The 26,384-nt window shown below is 42.4% G+C and carries 19 protein-coding genes; 14 read left to right on the forward strand and 5 right to left on the reverse strand.

The features are described from left to right. Position 1: 1 nt before the first annotated feature. The 7 genes from pilQ to I6E84_RS11705 all read left to right on the forward strand — a co-directional run bounded on the left by pilQ (position 2) and on the right by I6E84_RS11705 (position 13,776). Positions 2-2,311, forward strand: a complete 2,310-nt coding sequence (pilQ, locus tag I6E84_RS11675) for a type IV pilus secretin PilQ (RefSeq protein ID WP_197218138.1) — start codon at positions 2-4, stop codon at positions 2,309-2,311. A gap of 191 nt (positions 2,312-2,502) precedes the next feature. Continuing rightward, complete coding sequence (gene aroK / locus I6E84_RS11680; protein ID WP_197102250.1) at positions 2,503-3,069, forward strand: shikimate kinase AroK; 567 nt, start codon at positions 2,503-2,505, stop codon at positions 3,067-3,069. 86 nt (positions 3,070-3,155) lie between these two features. Continuing rightward, complete coding sequence (gene aroB / locus I6E84_RS11685) at positions 3,156-4,259, forward strand: 3-dehydroquinate synthase (RefSeq protein ID WP_197218139.1); 1,104 nt, start codon at positions 3,156-3,158, stop codon at positions 4,257-4,259. A 129-nt stretch (positions 4,260-4,388) separates the two neighbouring features. Beyond that, entirely contained in the window at positions 4,389-5,471 is a 1,083-nt protein-coding gene (locus I6E84_RS11690; protein ID WP_197218140.1) for a hypothetical protein, read from the forward strand. Positions 5,472-6,347: 876 nt separating this feature from the next. Further along, on the forward strand, positions 6,348-10,811 hold the full coding sequence (gltB, locus tag I6E84_RS11695) for a glutamate synthase large subunit (protein WP_197218141.1): 4,464 nt from the start codon (positions 6,348-6,350) through the stop codon (positions 10,809-10,811). Between the two features lie 140 nt (positions 10,812-10,951). Next, positions 10,952-12,373: a glutamate synthase subunit beta gene (locus I6E84_RS11700; RefSeq protein WP_197218142.1), complete on the forward strand. Its 1,422-nt coding sequence runs from the start codon at positions 10,952-10,954 to the stop codon at positions 12,371-12,373. A 188-nt stretch (positions 12,374-12,561) separates the two neighbouring features. Beyond that, a complete protein-coding gene (locus tag I6E84_RS11705) occupies positions 12,562-13,776 on the forward strand; it encodes an FUSC family protein (protein WP_197218143.1) in 1,215 nt (404 codons plus the stop codon). Between the two features lie 86 nt (positions 13,777-13,862). Here the strand turns inward: I6E84_RS11705 and I6E84_RS11710 are convergent, their stop codons facing one another. After that, positions 13,863-14,996, reverse strand: a complete 1,134-nt coding sequence (locus I6E84_RS11710) for an ABC transporter substrate-binding protein (RefSeq protein ID WP_265090869.1) — start codon at positions 14,994-14,996, stop codon at positions 13,863-13,865. Between the two features lie 315 nt (positions 14,997-15,311). On the opposite strand from I6E84_RS11710, the gene I6E84_RS11715 reads away from it, so the two are divergent. The 3 genes from I6E84_RS11715 (at position 15,312) to I6E84_RS11725 (ending at position 18,367) form a co-directional block, all read left to right on the forward strand. Next, complete coding sequence (locus tag I6E84_RS11715) at positions 15,312-16,118, forward strand: 3-oxoacyl-ACP reductase (RefSeq protein WP_227681485.1); 807 nt, start codon at positions 15,312-15,314, stop codon at positions 16,116-16,118. Positions 16,119-16,171: 53 nt separating this feature from the next. Beyond that, on the forward strand, positions 16,172-16,435 hold the full coding sequence (locus I6E84_RS11720) for a hypothetical protein (protein WP_197218145.1): 264 nt from the start codon (positions 16,172-16,174) through the stop codon (positions 16,433-16,435). A 312-nt stretch (positions 16,436-16,747) separates the two neighbouring features. After that, a complete protein-coding gene (locus I6E84_RS11725; protein ID WP_197218147.1) occupies positions 16,748-18,367 on the forward strand; it encodes an AbgT family transporter in 1,620 nt (539 codons plus the stop codon). A gap of 104 nt (positions 18,368-18,471) precedes the next feature. Here I6E84_RS11725 and I6E84_RS11730 read toward each other — a convergent pair whose 3' ends face one another. Beyond that, the gene (locus I6E84_RS11730; protein WP_197218148.1) at positions 18,472-19,308 is read right to left on the reverse strand and encodes an HAD family hydrolase; all 837 of its coding nucleotides are present in this window, start codon (positions 19,306-19,308) and stop codon (positions 18,472-18,474) included. 310 nt (positions 19,309-19,618) lie between these two features. Between I6E84_RS11730 and I6E84_RS11735 the strand changes: the two genes are divergently transcribed. From I6E84_RS11735 to I6E84_RS11750, 4 genes are all read left to right on the forward strand, one after another. Beyond that, a complete protein-coding gene (locus tag I6E84_RS11735) occupies positions 19,619-20,125 on the forward strand; it encodes a hypothetical protein (RefSeq protein WP_197218150.1) in 507 nt (168 codons plus the stop codon). Between the two features lie 440 nt (positions 20,126-20,565). After that, the gene (locus tag I6E84_RS11740) at positions 20,566-21,045 is read left to right on the forward strand and encodes a BLUF domain-containing protein (protein WP_181416323.1); all 480 of its coding nucleotides are present in this window, start codon (positions 20,566-20,568) and stop codon (positions 21,043-21,045) included. 250 nt (positions 21,046-21,295) lie between these two features. Further along, positions 21,296-21,760: a BLUF domain-containing protein gene (locus I6E84_RS11745; protein WP_197218152.1), complete on the forward strand. Its 465-nt coding sequence runs from the start codon at positions 21,296-21,298 to the stop codon at positions 21,758-21,760. 123 nt (positions 21,761-21,883) lie between these two features. Beyond that, positions 21,884-22,363 (forward strand): BLUF domain-containing protein, encoded by a 480-nt coding sequence (locus I6E84_RS11750; protein ID WP_197218154.1) that lies wholly within the window; start codon positions 21,884-21,886, stop codon positions 22,361-22,363. Positions 22,364-22,448: 85 nt separating this feature from the next. On the opposite strand, the gene I6E84_RS11755 is transcribed toward I6E84_RS11750, so the two are convergent. From I6E84_RS11755 to parC, 3 genes are all read right to left on the reverse strand, one after another. Continuing rightward, positions 22,449-22,976, reverse strand: coding sequence for a DUF805 domain-containing protein (locus tag I6E84_RS11755; protein ID WP_197218156.1), 528 nt, complete (start codon positions 22,974-22,976; stop codon positions 22,449-22,451). Positions 22,977-23,060: 84 nt separating this feature from the next. Then, positions 23,061-23,918 carry a hypothetical protein gene (locus tag I6E84_RS11760; protein WP_197218157.1) on the reverse strand — a complete coding sequence of 286 codons (858 nt, stop codon included), beginning with the start codon at positions 23,916-23,918 and terminating at the stop codon, positions 23,061-23,063. Further along, positions 23,918-26,224 carry a DNA topoisomerase IV subunit A gene (parC, locus tag I6E84_RS11765; protein ID WP_197218158.1) on the reverse strand — a complete coding sequence of 769 codons (2,307 nt, stop codon included), beginning with the start codon at positions 26,222-26,224 and terminating at the stop codon, positions 23,918-23,920. The genes I6E84_RS11760 and parC overlap by 1 nt, the downstream gene beginning before the upstream one ends. Positions 26,225-26,384: the final 160 nt, after the last annotated feature.

Consider the following 26,384-nt stretch of genomic DNA (forward strand, 5'->3'; position numbering starts at 1 on the left):
AATGACAGTACGCAATAACAAGGTAATGATGATGAGCAACCGCGTAACTTCTGCTTTTGCCATTTCAGCATTGGCAATCAGCATGGTAGCAGTGAGTAACAGTGCCAATGCTGCACAGCGCATTAATAACGTCTCTGTGGTACAAACTGCTCCAGCAGTAACGCAAATACGTTTAGGATTTGCAGGCGTGCCAGTACTGCCTGCAGCCTATCAGCTTGATGATCCTAGCCGCTTGGTACTAGATTTTGAACAAGTGCAAAATGGACTTGCAAGCCGCTTTAGCGAATATAATATCGGTATGGTAAATGATGTTACTACCTTAAGTAGTGACAGTACCACGCGCCTTATTGTTGGTTTAAAACAGACAGGCACTTATACGACGACGATTGACGGTAATGATTTAGTATTGACCATTACTGATCCTAGCCGTTCATTGAGGACCAATGACCCTGTTCAAGAAGTACTTAATAATACAATCACAACGACACCGATTGTAGAGACGAGTAGCGCATATACCGCTGTTGATACAACCAATAAGACTGTGACTAAAAATCAAGTACCAGCCGATACGATGGTTGTCAGAGTGAATCCACTGCTAAGTCCACAACTTGCTGCGTCGCAAGTAAGAACGCAATATAGCTATGATGGTTTGAGTGCGGTTAATTTTGCAGCAGGAAAAGATGGTGGTGGTAACGTCAGTATCGCCCTGACTAATGAGGCCATTCCAGTTGACGTACAACGCCAAGGCAATAAATTGGTAGTAAACCTAACTGGTAGTACAGTGCCAAGAAATCTATTACGCCGTCTGAATATTAATAGCGGTCTTGTTAATAGTATTGATACCAAAAACCAAGGTCAAAATGGTGTCATTACTATCAATATGACTGAAGATTATGAGTATCAAGCCTATCAGTCGGGCAATCAACTAAATATTAGCATCAATAAGCCGGCGTTATTACGTGAGCCGACGCTTGAAGAGCGAGTATATAGTGGTGAGCCTTTGTCTATGGAGTTCCAAGACGTTGAGATTCGCAGTGTCTTAGATATCCTAGCTCAGTTTACTGAAATGAACATTGTGGCTAATGATTCAGTCTCTGGCAATATCACTTTGCGTCTTATCAACGTACCGTGGGATCAAGCGCTTGATATCATCTTGAAAAGTAAGAATCTAGGTAAGCGTGAAAATGGCAATGTAATTTTGGTAGCACCTGCTACTGAACTGGCTGAGCAAGAAGCGAAAGAGCTTGAAGCACAGCAAGCAGTTGAGTCATATTCGCCACTGCGCACTGAATACATTCGTTTAAGCTATGCCAAAGCGCAAGATGTTTTGACGCTGATATCTCAGGGTAAAGGCTCATCTAGTAGTAATTCTACTAGCAATACGAATGACAATAATACTTTATTGTCCAATCGTGGCACAGTAACAGTTGATGAGCGTACCAATACTTTAATTATTAAAGATGTGGCTGCCAGTATTGAAAATATTCATAAACTGATTGCAAAGATTGATGTTCCAGTTCGTCAAGTCATGATTGAAGCGCGTATTGTCAGTGCTTCGGATAGCTTTAGCAAAGAAATTGGGGTAAGTTGGGGTATCTTGTCTGATGGTGCTGCTAGTAACAGCAGTTTATTGGTTGGTGGTAGCGATCAAACCTTATGGGATCTCAGAGATTTTGACATAGACAGTGATGCTGGTACGGTTTCATACGATATTACTCGTCCTGATAATTTAAACGTTGATCTTGGGGTTTCTAATCCTGCTGGTAGTATTGCGTTTGGTTTGCTTGGTTTGTCAGGTTATACACTAGATCTTGAGTTATCAGCCATGCAAGCGGATAATCGTGGTGAGGTGATCTCTACGCCTAAGATTTTGACCGCAGATAAGCAAACGGCCAAAATCTCTTCTGGTACGCAAATTGCCTATCAAGAAGCATCGGCAAGTGGTGCGACCACAACTAGCTTTATAGAAGCTGCACTTAGTTTAGAAGCGACACCGAACATCACACCTGATGGCAAAATCAGTCTAAACTTAAACATCAAAAATGGCGCGCCAACGGTTTATAATGGCGCCGTGGCCATTTCTGAAGATTCTATCTCTACTAATATCATCGTAGAAGATGGCCAAACAGTTGTACTTGGTGGTGTCTTCAAAAACCGTATCGCTGACGGCGTAGAAAAAGTACCATTCTTAGGTGATCTGCCTTATGTTGGTCGCTTATTCCGCAAAGATACCCGTAGTAATGAAAAAGAAGAGTTATTGATTTTCATCACCACTAAACTGATTAATGATGGTGTTAGTCGTTTAGACTAATGATGATATTAGGTGTGTGAAGCAAAATTAATACTTTGTTATCTCACAAAAGAAAAAAGCAAGCCTAAGCGCTTGCTTTTTTCTTGCCCTATTTTTACTATTAGCCAAGTTTGACTGGTAATAATAAGGCCTCATTACTAGCCAGAATATCGATGACGTTGTATGATAGCTAATTTAACTGAGTAAGTATTATGGTTGAGGAATTGCCATCGGTGTTTTTAGTAGGACCGATGGGAGCAGGTAAGACGACTATCGGTAAATTGCTTGCTAAGCAGTTAGGTCGCACCTTTGTAGATAGTGATTGGTATGTTGAATCGCAAACAGGCGCTGATATTGCTTGGATATTTGCTAAAGAAGGTGAGGCAGGCTTTCGTGAGCGTGAGACACGGGCTATCGATGAGCTGACCCAAAAAAACCAAATCGTATTAGCGACTGGTGGCGGTGCCGTTATGTGTGCTGAAAATAGAGCGTTTTTACAGCAACGCGGTATTGTGGTTTATTTAAATGCGCCCGTTGATGTGCAGATGGCCCGTACTGCTAAAGATAAATCACGCCCATTACTACAGCAGCCTAATCCTAGAAAAATACTGCAAGACTTATATAGCAAACGCGATCCACTATATCGTCAAGTCGCCCATATTATTATGCCAACCGGACATACTTATCCCCGTCATATGGTCAGTCAGCTCTTACAGCAATTAGCGTCGTTTAATAACTCTGCGACGATAACGCCAGAACATAACGAAAATGAATCATAAGTCATAAGAAACCAATAGCACCTCAATTATGATTACTCACATTTAGCGACTTTCATCTCATTCACAATGCTTAAGGAGTGTTGGCAATGCCACTGTTTCATGATGGTTTGACCGTTCATACGCAAAGTCATGACTATCCAATTGTCATTACTGAAAACACTGCGATAGATAATAGCAGTATGGCAAAACAGGTAGCGCCATATATTAGTGGTCGCCAAGTACTGATTGTCACCAATGAGACGGTAGCGCCTTTGTATCTAAGTGCGTTAGAAGAAGCGTTGACAGAGCAGTTTACGGTTAGAGTCTGTGTACTGCCAGATGGTGAGCAATATAAAGATCAAGCCAGTATCAACCAAATTTATGATGCATTGATGGCGGAGCATTTCAATCGAGACGTCACGCTTATTGCGTTGGGTGGCGGCGTCATTGGTGACATGACAGGTTTTGCTGCAGCAAGCTTTATGCGTGGGGTGGATTTCATCCAGATTCCAACGACGCTTTTGTCGCAAGTGGATTCAAGTGTGGGTGGCAAGACGGGTATCAATCATTCTCAGGGTAAGAATATGATTGGCGCTTTTTGGCAGCCCCAAATGGTGCTTGCTGACATGAGTACGCTCAAAACTTTGCCTGCTCGTGAGCTATCAGCAGGGTTGGCTGAGGTCATCAAATATGCGCTCATTATGGATGAGGCATTTTTAACCTGGCTTGAGGAAAACTTACCTGCAATGATGGCATTAGATTTGGCTGTACTTGGCGAGGCGGTCAAGCGTTGTTGTCAGTATAAAGCGGACGTGGTTGCACAAGATGAGAGAGAGTCCGGTGTGCGTGCGTTGTTGAACTTTGGTCATACCTTTGGTCATGTGATTGAAACGCATCAAGGCTATGGTAATTGGTTGCATGGTGAGGCTGTTGCTGCAGGTATGTTACAAGCTGCCGAGCTGTCACAAAAAATTGGCTGGTTAACGGTCGAGGAAGTCGCTCGTATTAAACGTATTTTAACATTGGCAAATTTACCCACTACCGCACCACCTATTGATACACAGACTGCTTTAAATCTGATGGGGCATGATAAAAAAGTGAAACAAGGACAAATTCGCCTTATTTTGTTAAAATCACTGGGTAAGGCTGTATTGACCGATGATTTTGATGCCCAGCTTCTGACAGAAGTGTTATCGCAATCGAGCGTATAATGTATCAAAAAATCAGCTTTCATAAGTGCATACTGAAATTAAGCGCTTATAAGAGCTGATTCACAGTAATGCTAATGACCTGTGCATCTATTTAATGCAGTCAATTTTATTTTTACCAAGGATATTCCCATGGCAGCATTAAGACCGACGCCGCATAGCGCTAGCCAATCTTATCGACGTCAAGCATTGATCTGGCTGGTAGTCACTTTGTTATTAGGCGTGCTAACGGCTCTGATTTGGATGTTTAGTCAAACGCCAGCGATGGGTGCCAAAATTGAAAATGCGCCGATATCTGCACCGGAAACACTGAGTACTGAGCTTGAGCAACCTTTAAAAATTGAATCGTTGCATGAGCTAGATACGGATGTACAGCCACTCAGTTTTGATGCAGCGATTCAAGATTTGCGTAATTATCCCGATGAGTTCAAAGACAAGGGTTATCTGCTGGCCAATAAAGGTAAATGGACTGTACAGGTGATGAATGTCGCTGAAAACGATGTGATTATTAGTTATCTAGAAGGTCGCAAAGACCGTAACAAATTTGCTTATTTCCGTTATCTCGATGATGAAAAGCAAATGCGTTATATGCTGACTTATGGACTGATGAGTAGTCCACAGGAAGCGGTTGGAGCAGCCAAGCTTATCGACTTTAGATTACCTGCTGATGTGCGTGTGTTACCAGAAGAAATTAATCGATATGTTGGTATTATCGATAACTACACGCGTGCTGATCCAATGAAAGATTTGAGCACCAAACGTACTCGCTCTATTGACTTAAAACCGACTAAGCGTGAAGTACCAGTACGTCAGAAAAAACCAGTTGCTGAAACCGCAGAAAGCAATACAAATGGCACTGAAAGCATTCGTCAGTCAGCGGATACCTCTGACACCTTATCTGTTAATGAACAGCGTACTGTGGTGAACGAAGAGCAGTCATCGTCTGTTACGACGACGAAAGATGACGGTGCTACTAGCAAAGCTGAACAGGATAACAAAAAGCCTGCATCAGGTGCTGACACCACTCCTCCAAAACCTCCAGTAGTGCCAACACCGAAACCACCAGCTGCTACGCCAAAGTCACCAGTAATACCAGCAGCTAAGACGCCGAGTACGGCTAATAGTGCAAATTCTAGTAACACAACTGCTAATGCCAACACTCCTAAAAATGGTAATGACAGCATAAAAGCACTGATAGAAGCCAAAAGTAATTAATATTTCATTATCATTATCATTATAATTTAAAAACCCACTAACGAATAATTAGTGGGTTTTTTATGGCGCGTTATATAGCATTCTATTAACATCAAAAATAAGGGCTTTGATGGGATAAGCTCAAATTAATTACTTCAGCCAAACATAGTAATAGCTACTTCACATTAAGTTTTGCACACAGTTTTTAGTTGTCTTATAACCAATAGTAATAAGTTCTCTTACAAAATATGGTTGATGAATCCGTAGAAAAGACTAGATTTTTTGGTCATCATTAACTAATATAACTGTGGGCGACGTTCTGTATAGTTATCGTAAAAACTACTTATTTAACAGTCAATTAGTAAAATCCCACTATTTATAAAATAGGTTACTAATTATTTTGGCTCAAGCGCTGCTACTTGTTATGCATATTCAAGCGATCACAAGTGTAGCAACCTCTCTTATTGTCACCCTTTATTAGGGTTGATAACGCGCTTGAATACAGAGCGTCAGATATTCAAGATTAATCAAATGCATTGTTATTAACTATTCAGCTAATTGGTTTTAAGTGCTGGACGGGGTTTAATAACAAGCGATACTCAAGATAACGATATGACGTTATTGGTAACTAGGTAATTGGTATACAGGGCAGTACTTTCTCTCGCTGCCAACGGCAATTACTTACTATCTATTAAGACGCTAATTATTTATTGAGACAGATGCTATCCGTTAAAAGAGTCGAAGGTTTGACACTCTTAACGCATTATGTCTATGAGCGTTGCATCATTTATTGAATCCGATATACGAATATTAACTATCAGCCCGTTCTGCTTACGGGGACTAGCTTATGTGCCGCATTGGATATATAGGCAACCCGTTTACTCAAAAGGACCAGCTATGTCAATGATCTCCTCGCAAACTCACCTGGCTACGCCAGATGACTTTTCTGATAACTGTGGTTTTGGTTTGATTGCTCATATTGAAGGGCAAGCCAGTCATGATTTGGTAAAAACAGCTATTCATAGTCTAAGCTGTATGACCCACCGTGGCGGTGTTGCTGCTGATGGTAAAACTGGTGATGGTTGTGGTTTATTACTGGCCACGCCTACTGAGTTTTTTAGAAAGATTGCTGCTGAGCAACAATTAGCAATTACTGAAAACTTTGCCGTTGGTATGGTGTTCGTCAATTTAGATGAGGCTAAAGCCAAGCATAGCCAGCAAGTGCTAAGTGATGAGATTGCAGCACAAGGATTAGAGGTTGCTGGCTGGCGCGACGTACCGCTTGACCTTAGTATCGTTGGTGAGATTGGCCGTGAGACATTACCGGATTTCAAACAGATATTCGTCAATGCCCCTGATGATTTGGCTGCGGATGACTTTAACCGTAAGCTGTTTGTAGCACGTAAAAAAGCAGAGCAGCAACTGATTGATGATGAACTATTCTATGTTTGTTCATTGAGCTGTCAGACTATTATCTATAAAGGTTTGGTGATGCCATCAGACTTGCCAGCGTTCTTTTTAGATTTGCAAGATGCGCGTTTGGCGTCACATATTGTGGTGTTCCATCAACGTTTTTCGACCAATACTTTACCGCGTTGGCCATTAGCACAGCCATTCCGTTATCTCGCTCACAATGGTGAATTGAATACCATTACTGGTAATCGTAACTGGTCTGAAGCCCGTACGCCAAAGTTAAAATCAGACAAACTGCCTAACTTGAATGAATTGACACCGTTGGTAAATAGCAGTGGTTCTGATTCATCAAGTTTAGATAACATGCTTGAAGTGCTTATGTCAGGTGGTATGAACTTATTCCATGCAATGTCGATACTTGTACCGCCAGCATGGCAGAACGTCGATAGCATGGATATGGACTTGCGCGCCTTTTATGAGTTCTATTCGCAGCACATGGAAGCGTGGGATGGCCCTGCTGGTCTGGTCATTCAAGATGGACGCTATGCCGTCTGTATGCTCGATAGAAACGGTCTACGTCCGTCACGTTGGGTAACGACTAAGAATGGCTATATCACTGTCGCCTCTGAAGTTGGCGTTTGGGATTATGACCCTAAAGATGTGCTAGCAAAAGGGCGTGTCGGTCCAGGTCAGATGCTGGTCATTGATACACTAACAGGTCAGATTTTAGATACTAGAGCCATTGCTACCTTGCTCAAAAAAGCGCATCCATATCGTAAATGGTTACGCGAAGAAGCGACCCGTATCCGTGATGACGAGCGCCTAGAAGAAGAGTTAGCAGCGCAATCATGTCGCGGCGATCAGCTAAAAACATTGCAAAAAATGTATCACATCACCAATGAAGAGCGTACTGAAATCATTCGCCCTAACGCCGAAAATGGTCAAGAGCCTGTTGGTTCGATGGGTGATGATACGCCAATGGCAGTGCTGTCACAGCAGATTCGTCATGTCGGCGATTTCTTCCGTCAGCAGTTCGCGCAGGTGACCAATCCACCGATTGATCCATTACGTGAATCCATTGTCATGTCGCTACAGACTTGCTTGGGTGCTGAGACCAATGTGTTTGCGCCGTCAGCGCGAGACGCTCATCGTATTATCTTGTCATCGCCAGTATTGTCAGCCAGCAAGATGCAGCAGCTCGAAACCTTGGACGATCCAGCGTTCAAGATGGCTCGTATTGATTTGAACTATGACCGTACTCTAGAGTTATCAGAAGCCATCACCGCTATTTGTGAGCAAGTGGCAACTACTATTCGTGCTGGTAATACTTTAATCGTGTTGTCTGACAGAGACATCGATGCGGATAAAGTGCCGGCCAACGCCATTATGGTAACGGGTGCCGTGCATCATTATCTTATTGGTCAAGGTATCCGTACCGATGCTAACTTAATCATCGAGACAGGTCTGGCTCGTGACTCACATCAAGTAGCGGTATTGATTGGCTTTGGCGCGACCTGCGTGTATCCATACTTGGCTTATGATGTTATCGATGATTTGGTGGCAACTGGTGAGCTGCTCGGCGATCCGATTCAGGCGCGGGTTAATTTCCGTAAAGGCTTGGATAAAGGATTGCTAAAAATCTTATCAAAAATGGGTATTTCTACCATTGTTTCTTACCGTGCTGCTCAGTTGTTTGAAGCAGTTGGCCTCTCAGAAGAAGTGGTCAGCTTATGTTTCAAAGGCGTGCAAAGCCGGATTAAAGGAGCTACCTTTGCTGACTTGGCCGCAGATCAAGCGCAATTGGCAGCCAATGCCTTTAAGCGTCGTGCACCGCTCGATCAAGGTGGTCTACTCAAGTTTGTCTTTAATAAAGAGTACCATGCCTTTAACCCAGACGTGATCAACAGCTTACATACGGCTGTACGCACTGGTGACTATGAAAACTACCGCCGCTATGCAGATCTGGTCAATAGTCGTCCAGTCGCCACTTTACGTGACTTGTTAAAGTTAAAAACTGAGAACTCTATCGATGTAAACGATGTCGAAGATATCTCTAAAATCCTGACGCGTTTTGACTCCGCTGGCATGTCACTAGGTGCATTGTCACCTGAGGCGCATGAATCAATTGCTATGGCAATGAACACCATCGGTGGTCGCTCAAACTCTGGTGAGGGCGGTGAAGATCCAGTACGTTATGGCACGTTGCGTAACTCGAAGATTAAGCAAATTGCTTCTGGACGTTTTGGGGTAACACCTGCGTATCTACGCTCAGCAGAAGTCATGCAGATCAAAGTTGCTCAGGGTGCTAAGCCGGGCGAGGGTGGTCAGCTGCCTGGTGGCAAGGTCAATGCTCTGATTGCACGTTTGCGTTATTCAGTGCCGGGCGTCACATTGATTTCACCGCCACCGCATCATGACATTTATTCTATCGAAGATTTGGCGCAGCTGATTTTTGATTTGAAACAAGTCAATCCTGATGCCTTGGTATCGGTTAAGCTTGTATCACGTCCGGGCGTTGGTACGATCGCCACAGGCGTGGCAAAAGCCTATGCTGACCTAATTACCATCTCAGGCTATGATGGTGGCACAGCAGCCTCTCCGCTGTCTTCTATCCATCATGCAGGCTCACCATGGGAGCTAGGTCTGGCAGAGACTCACCAGTCGCTACGGGTCAATGGACTACGAGATAAAGTACGTGTGCAAACCGATGGTGGTCTAAAGACAGGACTTGACGTGGTCAAAGCGGCCATTCTTGGTGCAGAAAGCTTTGGGTTTGGTACTACGCCGATGATTGCGGTTGGTTGTAAGTATCTACGTATCTGTCATTTGAATAACTGCCCAACAGGCGTTGCTACTCAAAAAGCTAAGTTACGTGATGAGCATTTCATTGGTGAAGCTGAGATGTTGATTAACTTTTTCAAGTTTGTGGCGACCGAAACTCGTGAGTGGTTAGCGGCACTTGGTGTTAGTAGTATGGAAGAGCTGGTCGGGCGTACTGACTTACTTGAAGTGCTAGAAGGCAACACTGATAAACAGCGTCATCTTGATTTAACGCCGTTATTGTTTAGTCATCCAGCGAGTGCTGGTAAAGCACAAACCTGTCAGGTAGAGCGCAACGAGCCATTTGATAAAGGTTTGCTAGCTGAACAAATGGTTAGTGATATGCTACTCAATATTCGTCAAGGAATAGGCGGTGATTATAGCTATTATGTTGGTAACTGTGATCGCTCTATCGGTGCCCGTATTTCTGGTGAAATCGCGCAAGTATGGGGCAATCTTGGCATGAGTGACATGCCGGTGAGATTGCATCTAACTGGTACTGCAGGGCAGAGTTTGGGTGTTTGGAATGCAGGTGGTCTAAATATTGAGCTCGAAGGCGATGCCAATGACTATGTCGGTAAAGGCATGGCAGGCGGTGAGATTGTCATTTATCCACCAAAAGACTCAGTCTTTACAGCGCAAGATACCGCCATCATTGGTAATACCTGTCTATATGGTGCAACAGGTGGTAAGTTGTATGCAGCGGGTACGGCAGGCGAGCGCTTTGGTGTTCGTAACTCTGGCGCGCATGCTGTCATCGAAGGCACTGGCGATCATTGCTGTGAATATATGACAGGTGGCATTGTCACCATCCTTGGACGTACAGGCCTTAACTTTGGGGCGGGTATGACGGGCGGTTTCGCTTATGTACTAGATATGGATGGCGATTTCTTTGACCGTTGCAACCATGAGCTGATCGATCTTAACCGTATCTCAAGTGAGCAAACTGAGGAACATCGCATCCACTTGCAACAAGTGATTGAAACGCATGTAGCTAAAACAGGCAGTGCATGGGGTCAGACGATATTAGATGACTTTGAACACTACGTTCGTAAGTTTTACTTGGTAAAACCAAAAGCGGCGAACATTGCAAGCCTTCTTAAAACGACAATGGCTGATCCGCAATAGTACGATAGCCGATATATTTTAAGATACGTTTTAACTCACAAGTTTTAAGCAGGTAAGTGACAGCAATGATATTCATATCTTATATGTCAAATGAATCAGTCATCAAAGGCTGTCACCGCCCACTATAGAGAGATAGCATCATGGCAAAACGCTTAGAAAATAGTTTTCAGTTTTTAGATGTACCACGTCTTGAGCCAACCAAAAAAGACATCGCAACCCGTTCGACAGAGTTTGTCGAAATTTATAAACCATTTGAAAATGAAGCGGTGGCACAGCAGTCACATCGTTGTCTTGAGTGCGGAAACCCGTACTGTGAATGGAAATGCCCAGTACATAATTACATTCCTAACTGGCTGAAACTGGCAACTGAAGGCCAGATATTTCAAGCTGCTGAGTTATGTCACCGTACCAACACGTTGCCTGAGGTATGTGGACGCGTCTGTCCACAGGATCGCTTGTGTGAAGGTGCCTGTACATTGAACGATGGCTTTGGGGCTGTGACGATTGGTAATGTCGAAAAATACATCAATGACACGGCGTTTGCCCTTGGCTGGCGTCCAGATATGTCTGATGTGGTTTGGACAGACAAAAAAGTCGCTATCATTGGTGCAGGGCCAGCGGGTCTCGGTTGTGCAGATATCTTAGTAAGAAACGGTGTGAAGCCAGTTGTGTTCGATAAGCGTCCTGAAATTGGCGGCTTGCTTACATTTGGTATTCCAGAATTTAAAATGGAAAAAGATGTCATGCGCAATCGTCGCGTCATCTTTGAAGGCATGGGGATGGAGTTCCGTCTTGAGACAGAAATCGGTACTGATATCAGCATTGATGAGCTATTAAGCGAGTACGATGCCGTGTTTATGGGTATGGGCACTTATACGTATATGCGTGGCGGTTTTGCTGGAGAAGAGTTAGAAGGCGTATATGATGCGCTAGACTACCTAATTGCTAATGTGAATCGTTGTAATGATTGGGAAAAGAACCCTGAAGAGTATATCGATTTTAAAGGCAAAAAAGTGGTTGTGCTAGGCGGCGGAGATACAGCGATGGACTGTAACCGTACCAGTATTCGTCAAGGTGCTGAAAAAGTGGTTTGTGCGTATCGCCGTGATGAAGAAAATATGCCAGGCTCACGCCGCGAAGTGGTCAATGCTCGCGAAGAAGGTGTCGAGTTCTTATTTAACCGTCAGCCAACTGAAATTATTGGCTTGAACGGTAAGGTTAATGGGGTGAAGGTCGTCACTACGCATCTAGGTGCACCAGACAACCGTGGTCGTCAACGTCCTGAGCCGATTCCTAATTCAGAAGAAATCATCCCTTGTGATGCAGTTATTATGGCGTTCGGCTTCCGTCCTAGCCCTGCTGATTGGTTTGAAGCGCAGCAAGTCTCAATGGATAGCTCAGGTCGAGTATTGGCAGCAGAAAAGCAAACCTTTAAGTTCCAAACCAACAATCCTAAAATATTTGCAGGTGGTGATATGGTACGTGGTTCTGACCTAGTCGTGACCGCTATTTGGGAAGGTCGTGAGGCTGCTGAAGGTATATTGGATTTCTTAGAAGTGTAGTTAGCTTTATCTAAATTCAGTTAGATATCAGTGAACTCTGAACGTGAACGTCTTTTGTCTTTCGATAGGCAAGAGGCGTTTTTTTTGATTATTACTTTGTAAATAGAGTCGCGGCTGCTAGCATGTCCGTTAGTAACTTATGGTTTTTATCATTCATCCTGCCTATCAACTAAAAAGAGTAACCTTGCGTGAAATCAATCCTTTGGCAGCGTGTGTCTGCTCCGTTTGTTGAGCCTTACGTCCGTTATCAATATGCAGATGTTTTGCATGCTATACGCTTAGGTGTGGCTGTAATATTGGCCTTGCTAGTCAATGTCCTTACTGGTTTTCCACATGGTGAATGGACGACCATCACCGTATTCATCATTTTAGGTCTATTGCAGTATCAAGGTGCTATTTATACGAAAGCTAAAGAGCGGATACTTGGTACGCTATTAGGTATTGTCGCCGCTTTTAGTATTCTGTGGTTTAGCGACAGTGTGAATGCATGGACATGGGTCTATTATGCGCTGATTGGTTTGGTGAGTGGCTTCATCGGTTATTTAGCCGTCCGAAAGCTTGGTTATACAGGTCTACTGACGGGTATCACGATGTTGATGATTGTCTCAAATTTGGGGCAAAGCAATATGAGTCAAGACGGGATTTATCGTGCGCTGAATATCTTATTAGGTACGGGCGTTTCGGTAGCCGTGACACTTATCTTGCCACTGAAATCGACGTTGATGTGGCGATTTCTATTGAGCAGTAATCTCGATGCCTGTAGCAACTTGTATGCTGGTGTGGGCAAGCATATTGATGACGCGACTGATGATATCCCAGACAACGTGAATACAAAGCCCAACTCCGTTGTCTTTCCTGATGACGGTGTACCTGTAAATCAGACGTTGGTCAACGCATTACAACAGATTAATAAGCGTCTGTTAGCCGTTCGCCCGCATATCGCGGCGACTGCCAGTGAATCAGGCATTAACAAGACAACGCTGGAGACCATTCAACGTACTCACCGTAATATCATCGGCACCATTGATTTGTTATTGAGTGCCGCTCCACGTTTGGCAAACATTGAAATCGATGATGACAATCATATCTTATTGATACATTATCAGAGTGAACTGACACAAGCCATGCAGCACATAGCAGCAGTATTGCGCAGTCCCAGTGATGAAGTGTTCCGACCCATTACTCGTATTGCTGTTTCAGAATATCCAAGTGTCAAGCATCTAGCGTTTGAATGGCAGGGGTACTTTTGGTTGACTCAAACGTTACAGACTCAACTACAGCAGATGAGTGAGTTGTTACAAACGACTAAGCCACAATGGTATGCGGCATCTGGGCTTGGCTATCAACGCCGTGAGCAGCGTAGAATGAAAGAGCAGGGCGGAGAGGGAGATTTGCATTTATAACGCAAAAAAACGCTGACTATCTAAAGTCAGCGTTTTTTTGATCTTATTTATCTTTTCGATCTTCAGAACGAAGGAGAAAACAGTAACTAACGTCCCGTTTTTAGCTTATCCCAATACTGCTGATAAAGCTGCAAGGCATCATCACCGACATCTTCTTGAAACTCAGCTTTGGCCAATACTTCTTGAGGAGGGTATATAGTTGGGTTGTTCTTCACATCATCTGGCATCATTTCACGTGCTGCAATATTTGGTGAGGCATAACCAATCTCTTCACTAACGATTTTCGAGTTTTCAGGGCGTAATAGGTAGTCGATAAATTTATGCGCGGCATCAACGTGTTTGGCGTTTTTTGGAATGACAAAGTTGTCCATCCATAAGATTGCGCCTTCGCTAGGATATTTATAAACCAAGCTGGTTAGACCTTCATCATTGGCGATTACCGCTTCGCCATTCCATGTCATACCCACTGAAGTTTCACCCTCCATATACGGCATACGTGAGGCATCTGAGTTGAAGGTTTTTACATTTGGCATTATGGTCGTGAGCTTATTATAAGCTGCTTCAATCTCTTTAGGATCGGTGCTGTTGCCCGAGTAGCCAAGCGTGAGTAGTGCCATGCCAAACACTTCGCGCATGTCATTCATCAGCATGACTTGACCTTTAAACTCAGGGCGCCATAAGTCATTCCAACTATTTACCGTCGCAGGATCGACGCTATCACCATTAATCGCTAGACCAGTGCTGCCCCACATATAAGGGATAGAGTACTTGTTCTCTGGGTCTACTTTGGTATTGGTAAATGATGTATCTAGATTTTTAAAGTTGCTTAATTTAGATTTATCTAGCTCTTGTAATAGGCCTTCTTTTGCCATTTTTTCGACATAATACGTCGATGGAATAGCCAAATCATATTGGCTAGAGTCATCGAGAAGTTTCAGCTTGGCATACATCGCTTCGTTAGAATCAAAAGTGGTGTAATTAACCGATATACCAGTCTCTTCCTCAAAGCCATCAAGAATTTCTTGCGGCATATACTCTGACCAGTTGTATAAGTTAAGAGTCTCATTGCTCGCAGTGGTACTGCCATCAGCAGCTGCATTGTCAGAGTTGCTACAGCTGGCAAGTGCAAAGCCGACAGCCATGGTCAATAGTGCTTTTGGTACGATACGGCCAATACGAGCCGACATGCTCGATGACGAACGGGGTGATGAACGGGTCAAAATATCTCTCCTAAACAAAGAATGATGTCAATCAGTGAAAAATACCGATTGATAAATGCTACTTAATATAGATAGTTACACTATTATGGCTATTTGTTTCAGTGATTTAAAGGGCAATTAAGGCAATCGATGCGAGTCGCTGTGATGAAGCGCTAATTTTCCGTTAATAATAGAGGCTTGATACGAGATATAAGGTTAGGTTTGCTCAACCTAATGACGGTATATAATCATGCTATGATAAGTGCGAATTTATAATGACTGTGCCATAAAATATCTTCTCATGGCGCGCTACATAATAATAAAGGATGTAACCTTATGACTCATAGCCACTCAACAAATGCAGCGATTCCAATGCTTCTCAAAGACAAAGTTGCTATTGTCACAGGTGCTAGCCGTGGTCTTGGCGCACAAATCGCTAAACAGATGGCCGCAGCAGGGGCCAATGTGTGTGTCAATTACCTGAATAGTAAAGATGCCGCCGAAGCGGTAGTGGCTGATATTAAGGCTATAGGCGGGCAAGCTTTTGCTTATCAAGGGGATGTGACTGATGCAATTCAAATGCAAGCAATGGCAGCGGCAGTGATTGAGCATTTCGGTGCGATTGATATATTGGTCAATAATGCATTACCGAGTTACCAGTTCAATCCTAGTGCGGATTACACCAGTATAGAAACGGTTAACTGGGCGCACTTCTCTCAGCAGATGGATGGCATCGTTAAGGGTGCAGTCAATACGGTGCAAGCGGTATTGCCACAGATGAAAGCGCAGAAAATGGGCAAGATTATCAATATTTCAACCAACCTTGTCTATAATCCAGTGGTCACCTATTACGATTATACTACTGCTAAATCAGCGCTAATCGGGCTGACACGTAACTTAGCATCTGAATTGGGGCAGTATGGTATCCGTGTCAATCTGCTGGCAGGCGGACTCTTAAAGACGACTGATGCGAGTAGCTTGACTACAGAAGAGGTATTTGATTATATCGCTACTACGACACCACTGCGTCAAGCGACCTCAGTAGCTGACTTTGCCAATTCCGTATTGCTAATGGCGTCTGACTTGAGTTCAGCCATCACAGGGCAATCCATCGCTGTTGACGGTGGCTTGACCATGCCTTAACTGACGCCTTAACCGATGCCTTAACGTTTGATTGGGTTTGTAGAAGGGATAAAATGAATACTCGTCAAGGTGCTGGAGTCGTTACCGCTACGCTGGCTATAGTTGCCTTTATAACATTGCTTAATTCTGGCTCACCGATACCGATGGTGAATTGGCCTGTTGAAACCTATATGGGTCTGACATTTACGATTGGTTGGTTGAGTGGCGTGCCTAATTGGCTGGCTTACGTACTAGCAGCAGTAGTGCTTATTTTTATCGTTGTAGGGTTTTATAAGATTGGTAGCTGGGTTTATGGTTTGGTAGCAGGTAAGTCTTAAGTACTAAAATGCTAGTGTACATTGCTCATAATTTTATAGTCGATGATGTGGTTTTAATGCTTGTTTAATTTCTATATATTACTTATTAGCGATAGATTGGATGTATTTCGATCTATCGTTTTTTTATTCTTGCTAATCCATTTTTAAACGCTTGTGATTTGTTTGTTGCACATAGTTACAAACTTTTTGTTTGGTAATACAAAAATGTTTGTTTCTAATTCCCAACTATGTTTCAATCTCATTCTTTTATCAATTTTTTCATATACCTTAAGTACATCCACTGTGCTTAAATTTTGATTGGAGTAATGGGCTATGCAAGGAAGTAATTCGCCAAATGGCAGTCCGCCACACGATAATTTTGATGCAGCAGAACAAAACTCTCGCATGCAGCGATTTTTAAAAGGGGTGGAATGGCTCGGTAATCTATTACCACACCCTGTGATTTTATTCGTATGGATGTCAGTATTTTTGCTAGTGCTGTCATCCGTATTGTCTTACTTTGGTGTATCGGTAATTGATCCACGACCAGAAGGCGCTAAAGGGCGTAGCGTCGATGGTATGATCGAAGTTGTCAACTTGTTAAACGGTGAAGGTTTAGCACGTATTGTTGAAAACTTAGTGACCAATTTTACAGGATTTGTACCACTCGGAACGGTGCTAGTCGCTTTGCTCGGTGTCGGCATCGCTGAGCGTTCTGGCATGATATCCGCTGCACTACGCGGACTGGTACTAAATGCACCAAAAAAAATGGTGACCTTTACCATTGTATTCGCAGGTATTATGTCGAACACAGCCGCTGAGCTTGGCTATGTAGTGTTGATACCGCTTGCAGCAGTCATCTTTCACTCACTTGGTCGACATCCTTTGGCTGGTATAGCTGCAGCATTTGCTGGCGTGTCTGGCGGTTACAGTGCCAACTTATTACTCGGCACGGTTGATCCTCTATTATCAGGGATTACCCAAGAAGCGGCACGTATTATCGATCCAGCTTATACCGTTGGAGCAGAAGCGAACTGGTATTTCATGGTGGTCAGTACTTTTTTGATTAGTGGTCTGGGTTATTTCGTGACCGAAAAGATCGTTGAGCCAAGTTTAGGTAAGTATAACCCGACTGATGCTGATGATCCTTCGGTGCTAGATACCAAAGCTGAGCACATGTCTGCCATTGAGAAAAAAGGCCTTATGTGGGCTGGTATTAGCATGTTGATATTCTGCTTATTACTTGCTTGGACGGTAGTACCAGTAGACGGTATCTTGCGCAATGCCGAGACAGGTCTAATATCAGGCTCGCCATTTTTAAAAGGGATTGTCGTTTTTATCTTTGTTTTCTTTGCCATACCAGGTTACATATACGGTAAAATCACTGGTAGCATGAAAAACAATCAAGATGTCGTTGATGCGATGAGTCATGCGATGAGTTCGCTCAGTATTTATATCGTCTTAGTGTTCTTTGCCGCACAGTTCACCGCATTCTTTAACTGGTCAAACCTTGGCTCTGTGATGGCTGTATCTGGTGCGACTTTCCTAAATGATATTGGTTTGACTGGACCATTCTTGTTAGTGGGTTTTATCTTGATATGTGCGGTAGTTAACTTGATGCTAGGTTCGGCGTCTGCGCAGTGGGCAGTGACAGCACCGATATTTGTGCCAATGCTGATGCTAACGGGTTATGCGCCGGAGATGATACAGGCAGCGTATCGTATTGGTGATTCGACCACCAATATTATTACGCCCATGATGAGCTATTTTGGCTTAATTATGGCAGTTGCGATTCGCTATAAGAAAAATACGGGTGTCGGTACATTGATGGCAATGATGTTGCCTTATTCTATTGCATTCTTAGTTGGTTGGATTATTCTATTCTGCATTTGGGTGTTTGTACTTGGTTTGCCAGTTGGTCCAGGTTCAGAGACGTTTTACCCAGCACAATAATTAGATGATTATAGAAAATATACTGACAATAAAAAGCCCTTACTAGTGACCTAGCAAGGGCTTTTTTTAAATAAACGTCAATGGCTTTATTTACATAGGTACTCTTATGACGCTGTTTTCAACTGATCAAGCACTGTCTGTATGCCATATTCTTCAATCGTCCCAGTGACGAAATCAGCACGTTCTATCAGCGCGGGTTGCGCATCGCCCATCGCCACGGCAAACCCGACCAGATCAAACATCTCTAGGTCGTTCATACCATCACCAAATGCCATGCACTCGCTTGCATCTACACCATAGTATTTGCACACATCTTTAATACCTCGTGCTTTGGATGCTTCTATTGGCAATATATCGGCGCCAATATGATGCCAATGTACCAGTTTTAGATCGTATTGAGCAAAGTCAATGTCTTGCATTTTGTCTTCTTGACTATTGAAGAAAACAGAACATTGATACACCGTGTTTGATTTATAGTAATCAGGGGCAACGATAGAGTTGGGCGTGATGGCATTGAACTCACGCAAACGCTCGTTTTCACCTGACCAAGCGATATGAGTCGCTGAATCAAATTTATGGATAAAGTCGCCTTTTAGGCACAGGTTTGCAATTTTATCCGTTTGTTCTGTGGACAGCGGGTAATGGCTAATTCGGCCATTATTATCGAAGCTATATTGTCCATTCATACAAATAATAGCATCTAGCATATTTGACGCTAGCAACGCTAAGATGTCATCTGGCAATATTGCTTTGGAGCGTCCTGTTGATATCACTAGTTTGATATCAGTCTCAGCAAGCTGCTTCAACGTCGCTTGGTTATGCTCAGCGATAATACCGTTGCGGCTGAGCGTATCATCGATATCAAAAAATATGATTTTGGGCATAGGTATGGGTGTGCTCTGAGCCATAATTTCTGTGGCCGTTTTATCTTCAACAAACATGATGATCCTATTATTTTTTATTCAGGGGTCAGTGACCTAAATACTACTATAACCACGTGAAGGAAGACCATAGCTATAAGGTAACGTACCCATAGATGATCTTGCTTGGTGAGCTGAGATAGGTCTACTACTCTGAATCTTATTTCTTTTTAATTCAAAGGATTAACAAAACTCTTTAAAAGATACAAGCAACTTAACAATAATTATCTATTATAAAGTTATCATTAATTATGTTTTACAAGTTTTATGATTGGTCAAAGAATGACATTTCTTGTCTGCGCTAATACACCAACTGTCTAAAGGAATGCTTATGAAAGTTTTTACCTTAAAAAAAGTGGTCGCCTTAAGTGCAGTCGCTTTGTCTACCAGTACCTTTGCGATGGATGTTACGTTCAATGATAAGATGTGGAATGCTGATCACATACCTGAAGGCCAACAGTGTCTAGATTATGGTGGCAAAAGCCCAGCCACGCCGAGTATGACGGTCTCAAACATTCCTGATGGAGCTGATAGCTTAGTCTTTGTCTATAACGATGTGAGTAACAAACGTATGCAAAAGGGCGGGCATGGAATTGTCAGCTACGCATTGTCAGAGGGCAAAACCAGTGTCGAGGTGCCACGCGTGTTTGGTCACACTTATGAAGTGCCAGTCGGTGTAGAGATGGTGGCTGAATACCGTAGCCGTCAGGGCGATATCCGCGGCGCATACAAGCCACCCTGTTCAGGCGGTAAAGATCATTTGTATACGATAGATGTGCAGTCATGGCAGGGCGATATGATGACTGCTGAGACGACAATTGAGATGGGTCGGTATTAGTCGATTGGGCACTTTAGTCAGCGTAAAAAGCCGTCTATGTAGTGTGTAGGCGGCTTTTTCATGGTAGTAAGCTAAGTGCCATCTATCTATAAGATGTGCTAGCTTAGTCAATAGACAACGATTGGCCTGATACTTGCAGCATTTGACGCAATTCATAAGTGTAGGTCAGTCGTATGCTAGGGTAGAGGCAGGACTATAGGAAAATACAGATTAGACATTATAGTTATTAGAATAATGATATTGCACTGGTTGAGTCTGGTTTTATAGTACAATTGTACTCTGATAGATGCCGGTATATTATCTCACTAAAATCTCATGTCATCACAGAAAAAAGTCATGATAGATTATAAAGAGTCATTGGAAGCTAAAAATATTATTGATTGTATTTTATTTTAAAGTATCTATCAATTTGGATTAATTTTTTATAAATGGATTTTCTTATGCATATAACGACAAGCCAACCTCCAGAAAATAGAAAAAGACATGGCGAGCATATTCTTATCCATATGACATATATCGCCAAAAATGTCGACCTAGATTCGGGAATTGAGCTGACTCGCGCACTTGAGTATTGGCGCAGATATTTTGAAGAAAATAATATAGTTTCAGCCTTGGTTATTAGTGAAGGTTATTTCGTTCAAAGTTTTCAAGGAACAAGGCCTGCTATTAATACTGCTTTAGAAAAAATACTTGACGAGCATTCAAGCATCTTTCCTAACATTGTTAATATAGAGGAAATAGAGTCGCGTCAATGGAATGGGTTTTTAGTCAAGCATCTAACATCAAGCATTGAAGATGAAGAGTATGCTCTAAAAAGCTTCTCGGCAGGTTCTGACTACAATCCCTATCTCATGAAAAGTACTCAGATTGAAAGCTTTTTGAAGGCGGTATTTGAAGATACTGAATCTAATAAATTTTAAATGCGCTGCATTTATTTCCTAGATATTTATTTCTTAAGTATTTGTCTCTTAGGATAGTTATTTATTATAGTTAGAATAAAAAAGCCGTCTATATATGTGTGTAGGCGGCTTTTTGGTGATTCCTATTTTTGTCGTATTATTTTAAGGTGTAGACGATAAGAAACGGGTCAATTACCAAGAGTTTTATTGATTACACCTTATAATAGAGTGTATATTAATTTATATAACTATTATATAAATGGATTTTCTTATGCACATAACGACAAGTCAAACTTCAGAAAATAGAAAAAGACATGGCGAGCATGTTCTGATTAGCCTAACGTATATCGGTAAAAACATCGAAATGAAAACAGGTATAGAATTGACTCGTGCTCTTGAGCAGTGGCGAAGATACTTTGAGGAAAGTGGGTTAGTTTCAGCGCTTGTGATCAATGACGGTTATTTTGTTCAAAATATTCAAGGTTCAAGACCAGCTGTCAATACTGCTCTAGCGAAGATAGTTGATGAGCATTTCAAGATTCTCCCTAATATTGTTAAGCTGGAGGAAATAGAAGCGCTTCGGTGGGATGGGTTCGTAACCAAACACCTGACGGAAAGTGTCGAAGATGAGGAATATGCCCTAAAAAGCTTCTCAGCAGGTTCTGACTTTAATCCTTATCTAATGAAAAGCACTCAGATTGAAAGCTTTTTTAAAGTGGTTTTTGAAGATGGTTAATTCAGAAAATTGTAAACGCGTAGCATGCGCTCAGTATAAAGGCCATCTGCTCTAACTAACATAAAAAAGCCGTCTATAAAGTATCTTTTGATTTAGATAAATTTTTTATAAATAAGGTTTCTTATGCATATCGCTACCAGCCAACCTTCAGAGAATAGAAAAAGACATGGTGAGCATATTATTCTCAGCCTAACGTATATTGGCAAAAATAGTGACAGTAATAATGGAATAGAATTGGCTCGCCTTCTTGAGCAATGGCGAAGAAACAATGAAAAAAGTGGTGTAACCTCAGCGCTTGTGGTTAATGATAATTACTTCATTCAAAATATCGAAGGTCCAAGACCTCTTATCAATGAAATATTAGTAAAATTGATCAATGAATATTCTCACCTAGGACCTCATCTCAGTATGGTTGAAGAAGTAGAAGTACGTAGATGGGACGGGTTTTTATTAAAATATTTAACATCAAGTGTAGAAGACGAAGAATATACCCTAAAAAGCTTCTCAGCAGGTGCTGACTTCAATCCTTATCTAATGAAAAGTACTCAGATTACAAGTTTTTTGAAAGCGATCTTTGCGGATACCGAATCCAATAAGTCTTAGATAATTTCTCTATTTTGATTGGCGTAAAAAAGCCGTCTATACGTGTGTATAGGCGGCTTTTGGGTGGGTAGCGTATACTTTATACTTACTGAGTGATTTGGCTCTGTGTAGATTCAGACTGATAAGTGGGTATAGCAACTGAAGCAATAAAGATAATCATAAAGATTATTGTAATAGGCATTAATGATGCTAGGATTTTATGCACTAATGAAGGAGGTTTGGCAGGTGCGCCATAATTATTGATGCCAATATCTCCTTTAACAAATACAAGGCATAGCCACAATATTATATTAATCATTGGGATGAACCACAAAAGAGATACCCAGCCCGATTTATTCAAGTCATTAAGCCTGCGTTTGCTAGGTGTGAGTAAGATATAGAAATATACTAAAAACGTTAAAATACCAATCAAAAAAATTAAAGTATTAGCAATTAGGCTGTCGCTACCAAGTAAGTATGAGATAGCCTCAAATAGTCCACCAGCAATTAAAACTAGAGGTATGAGCATGATATTAAGCAATAGGCTGTACGCTAAGAAGCGAATGCGACCTATTCTTCCATGAACTGAATAAATTGACTCTTGATTATAATCACTTGATACTTGCTCGTGCATTTCTACCCTTAGAATCTAGTTGTTAATGAGATGATATTTAATGTGCATCTCTCGGATTATAGCTCACCCCCTACAATAAAAATATTAATCAGAAATAACAATTTCAGGGAAACTACTATCTATATTTACTAACGTATTATCCACCTGCACTAAAATCCGTGAGCCTTTTTTAGTAGGCTCATCTCTAAATAACCAATTCGGAAAAACAAGTTCCAGTATGTCTTTAGTTGATTTAAGGTTTCTCTGCTGCTTCAAGTTTTCAATACTGGTTTGTGCTTCAGTATTTTTATATGCAAGCGCAATGACTTGTTGCCATATTGCCCAACCATCGTCTCGCTTACATACTTGATATGCTTCCTCAAAAATATTAGCAAGTTCATTGATAGCCATCAGTTCTAAAGAGATGTCTATATGGTGTTTAACTAAATTTATCTTTACTACGAGTTCATTTTTTAGTTTCTCTAGCAAATATTCGGCATTCTTGTATTCAAGCTGCAAAATTTTCAAAACCTCATCGTTAGATTTTTTGCTATTAGACTCTGGGTTAGAATAATAACTTTCAATATGATGAGTAAAATTATTTCTATCAATTATTACTTTTTGAAATAGGTTTTGAACTTTTTGTCTATCGATAACTCCATGCGACATTCTAACTGAAAATTTGAGCTCATTGCTATCTTCAAATTCTTCATTTTCATCCATATTCTGGAGGTCGAAAAGTAAACTAACTAAGCTTCCCATAGTCTTTTTTGTAGTATCTGTGCTAGGGGTAAATTGCTCTTCAGGTGTAGAGGAAAATGATACAGTGTAATTCGAAAATTCAATGAGTTTTTTAGCAATTTTTTCTATTTCTTGATATTTGAGCGTATTCAAACCCATCTGATAAATAACTTTATCATGTGGGGCGCTTAAAGATTCAGGTATGGTCATCATTTTACTCATCACCCAACCTCAACACTCGTCACATTCTGAAAGCCTCTTGGCAATTGACCACCGCGATTGCCGCGCACACCCGTATAGTTAGCCAAATCATTTGGCTTGAGTGTCACATGGCGTTTGCCAGCGGTAATGACAAGGCTGTCTTGCTGACTGAGTGGCGTGATAGTAAGTACCTCTTCGCCGTCTTTTAACTTGATAAGTTTGTTGCCTTTACCGCGCGCCTGTTCAGGCAAATCATCGAGGCCAAATATCAGTAAGTATCCTGCATTGGTCGTGACGGCGACATGGTCAGGTGCCACACTTGTATTGCTATTTTCACCGTCAGTATTGGCAGTCGAATCTACTGGCGCATCGATACGCGCAACAGGGAGCAAGCGACTATCAGCCGCTAGATTAATGATATTTTTACCTGCTTTTTGATTGCTATCTAGATTACCAACGGTATTGATAAAACCATAACCTGCCGAGCTGGCGAGTATGATGCGTTGATCGTCAGCACCCGTTAGTAGCTGCTCAAAGCTGGCACCTGCTGGTGGCTTTAACACACTGGTTAGTGGGTCGCCTTGACCACGAGCCGATGCGAGATTGTGCGCGTCAATGCTATAGCTGCGACCAGTGCTGTCGAGCACGTAGATTTTTTCATTGGATTTACCGCGCACGTGTGCTTGATAGCTATCACCTGAACGATAACTCATGCCAGCAGCATCGACATCATGGCCTTTGGCTGCGCGAATCCAGCCAGCCTTCGATAGGATAGCGGTGACAGGCTCGCTAGGTACGAGGTCTGACTCTTTTAATGCTTGCGCTTCTTCGCGCTCTGCCAATGGTGATACGCGCTCATTGCCATGTTCTTTCATATCGGCTGTCAGCTCGTCAATCATCAGATTGGTCAGACTGTCTGGGTTGTCCAAATACTCTTGAATGATGGCGCGTTCAGCAGCCAGTTCATCTTGCTCGCGGCGCAGCTCAATCTCTTCTAGCTTTGCCAGTTGGCGCAGACGAATATCCAAGATAGCATTTGCTTGAATATCAGTCAGATCATAATCCTGCATCAATGTTGCTTTTGGATCTTCCTCTTCACGAATGATGCGAATCACTTCATCAATATTAAGATAAGCAATCAGCAAGCCTGCCAAGATGTGTAAGCGTTTATCAATTTTATCGAGGCGATATTGCAAGCGGCGCGTGACCACTGAACGGCGACAGACGAGCCACTCTTCCAATATTTCTTTTAGGTTTTTGACCTGCGGCTTACCGTTTAGGCCAATCATATTCATGTTGACACGGTAATTACTCTCAAGCTCCGTACTAGCAAACAGATGGCTCATGACGCGAGCGACATCGACTCGGGTTGATTTTAGCTCAAGCACGATACGGCAGGCATTTTCGTGATCTGACTCATCATGAATATCGGTAATCCAAGGCAGCTTTTTATCGGTCATGAGCTTGGCGATTTGCTCTTGGATTTTATTACCTGAGACTTGGTAAGGTAGCGCATCAATGATGACGAGATTCTTTTCTTTAGAGTCAACATGGAACGTCGCGCGCATCTTATAGCTACCACGACCAGTCTCGTACATCGCTTGTAAGTCTTTTTTACTGGTAATAATTTCAGCAGGTGTTGGCAGATCAGGTGCTGGTATTGACTGCGTAAGCTGCTTAACCGACAGTTCAGGGTTTTTGAGCAGACGAATGGCCGCGCGTACCACTTCATTAAGGTTATGCGGTGGAATATCGGTTGCCATACCGACCGCGATGCCTGTTGTACCATTTAATAGTATGTTAGGTAGGCGGGCAGGTAGGGTGGTTGGCTCTTGCATCGTACCGTCAAAGTTATCTTGCCAATCGACTGTACCTTGACCTAACTCTGCGAGCAACGTATTGGCATAAGCTGACATTTTGGCTTCGGTATAACGCATCGCCGCAAAGGATTTTGGATCATCAGGGCTACCCCAGTTACCTTGACCTGTGATGAGCGGATAGCGATAGCTGAACGGCTGCGCCATGAGCACCATCGCTTCATAACAAGCGCTGTCACCATGCGGATGGTATTTACCCAACACGTCACCGACCGTACGTGCCGATTTTTTGGCTTTGGCAGTTGATTTTAGGCCTAGCTCGCTCATCGCATAGACGATGCGGCGCTGTACTGGTTTTAGACCATCAGCGATATTTGGCAGCGCCCGATCCATGATGACGTACATGGCATAGTTGAGATAGGCCTGCTCAGTGAACTCTGCGACTGAGCGGGTATCCATTGGTTCAGTGGGAATGATTGGGGCAATCGTATTATCAATAACATCAGACATAAAATAGGATTCACTTATCAGTTTTAATAGGTATAAATAATTGGTTCAAGCGTGCAAATAAGATAGTGCTATCGTAAAGGAAATTGGCAGAATTAAAAAGGTATAAGTCAGAATAGACGACAGGTCGTGACGTGCTTCATTGGGTTTCTGTATAGCATTT

The organism is Psychrobacter sp. SCQQ22 (assembly GCF_015864605.1).
Lineage (GTDB): Bacteria > Pseudomonadota > Gammaproteobacteria > Pseudomonadales > Moraxellaceae > Psychrobacter > Psychrobacter fozii.

Coding starts and splice junctions, on each gene's coding strand:
- pilQ (WP_197218138.1), top strand. CDS start 2: ATGACAGTACGCAATAACAAGGTAATGATGATGAGCAACCGCGTAACT.
- aroK (WP_197102250.1), top strand. CDS start 2,503: ATGGTTGAGGAATTGCCATCGGTGTTTTTAGTAGGACCGATGGGAGCA.
- aroB (WP_197218139.1), top strand. CDS start 3,156: ATGCCACTGTTTCATGATGGTTTGACCGTTCATACGCAAAGTCATGAC.
- I6E84_RS11690 (WP_197218140.1), top strand. CDS start 4,389: ATGGCAGCATTAAGACCGACGCCGCATAGCGCTAGCCAATCTTATCGA.
- gltB (WP_197218141.1), top strand. CDS start 6,348: ATGTCAATGATCTCCTCGCAAACTCACCTGGCTACGCCAGATGACTTT.
- I6E84_RS11700 (WP_197218142.1), top strand. CDS start 10,952: ATGGCAAAACGCTTAGAAAATAGTTTTCAGTTTTTAGATGTACCACGT.
- I6E84_RS11715 (WP_227681485.1), top strand. CDS start 15,312: ATGACTCATAGCCACTCAACAAATGCAGCGATTCCAATGCTTCTCAAA.
- I6E84_RS11720 (WP_197218145.1), top strand. CDS start 16,172: ATGAATACTCGTCAAGGTGCTGGAGTCGTTACCGCTACGCTGGCTATA.
- I6E84_RS11725 (WP_197218147.1), top strand. CDS start 16,748: ATGCAAGGAAGTAATTCGCCAAATGGCAGTCCGCCACACGATAATTTT.
- I6E84_RS11730 (WP_197218148.1), bottom strand. CDS start 19,308: ATGTTTGTTGAAGATAAAACGGCCACAGAAATTATGGCTCAGAGCACA.
- I6E84_RS11735 (WP_197218150.1), top strand. CDS start 19,619: ATGAAAGTTTTTACCTTAAAAAAAGTGGTCGCCTTAAGTGCAGTCGCT.
- I6E84_RS11740 (WP_181416323.1), top strand. CDS start 20,566: ATGCATATAACGACAAGCCAACCTCCAGAAAATAGAAAAAGACATGGC.
- I6E84_RS11745 (WP_197218152.1), top strand. CDS start 21,296: ATGCACATAACGACAAGTCAAACTTCAGAAAATAGAAAAAGACATGGC.
- I6E84_RS11750 (WP_197218154.1), top strand. CDS start 21,884: ATGCATATCGCTACCAGCCAACCTTCAGAGAATAGAAAAAGACATGGT.
- I6E84_RS11755 (WP_197218156.1), bottom strand. CDS start 22,976: ATGCACGAGCAAGTATCAAGTGATTATAATCAAGAGTCAATTTATTCA.
- I6E84_RS11760 (WP_197218157.1), bottom strand. CDS start 23,918: ATGAGTAAAATGATGACCATACCTGAATCTTTAAGCGCCCCACATGAT.
- parC (WP_197218158.1), bottom strand. CDS start 26,224: ATGTCTGATGTTATTGATAATACGATTGCCCCAATCATTCCCACTGAA.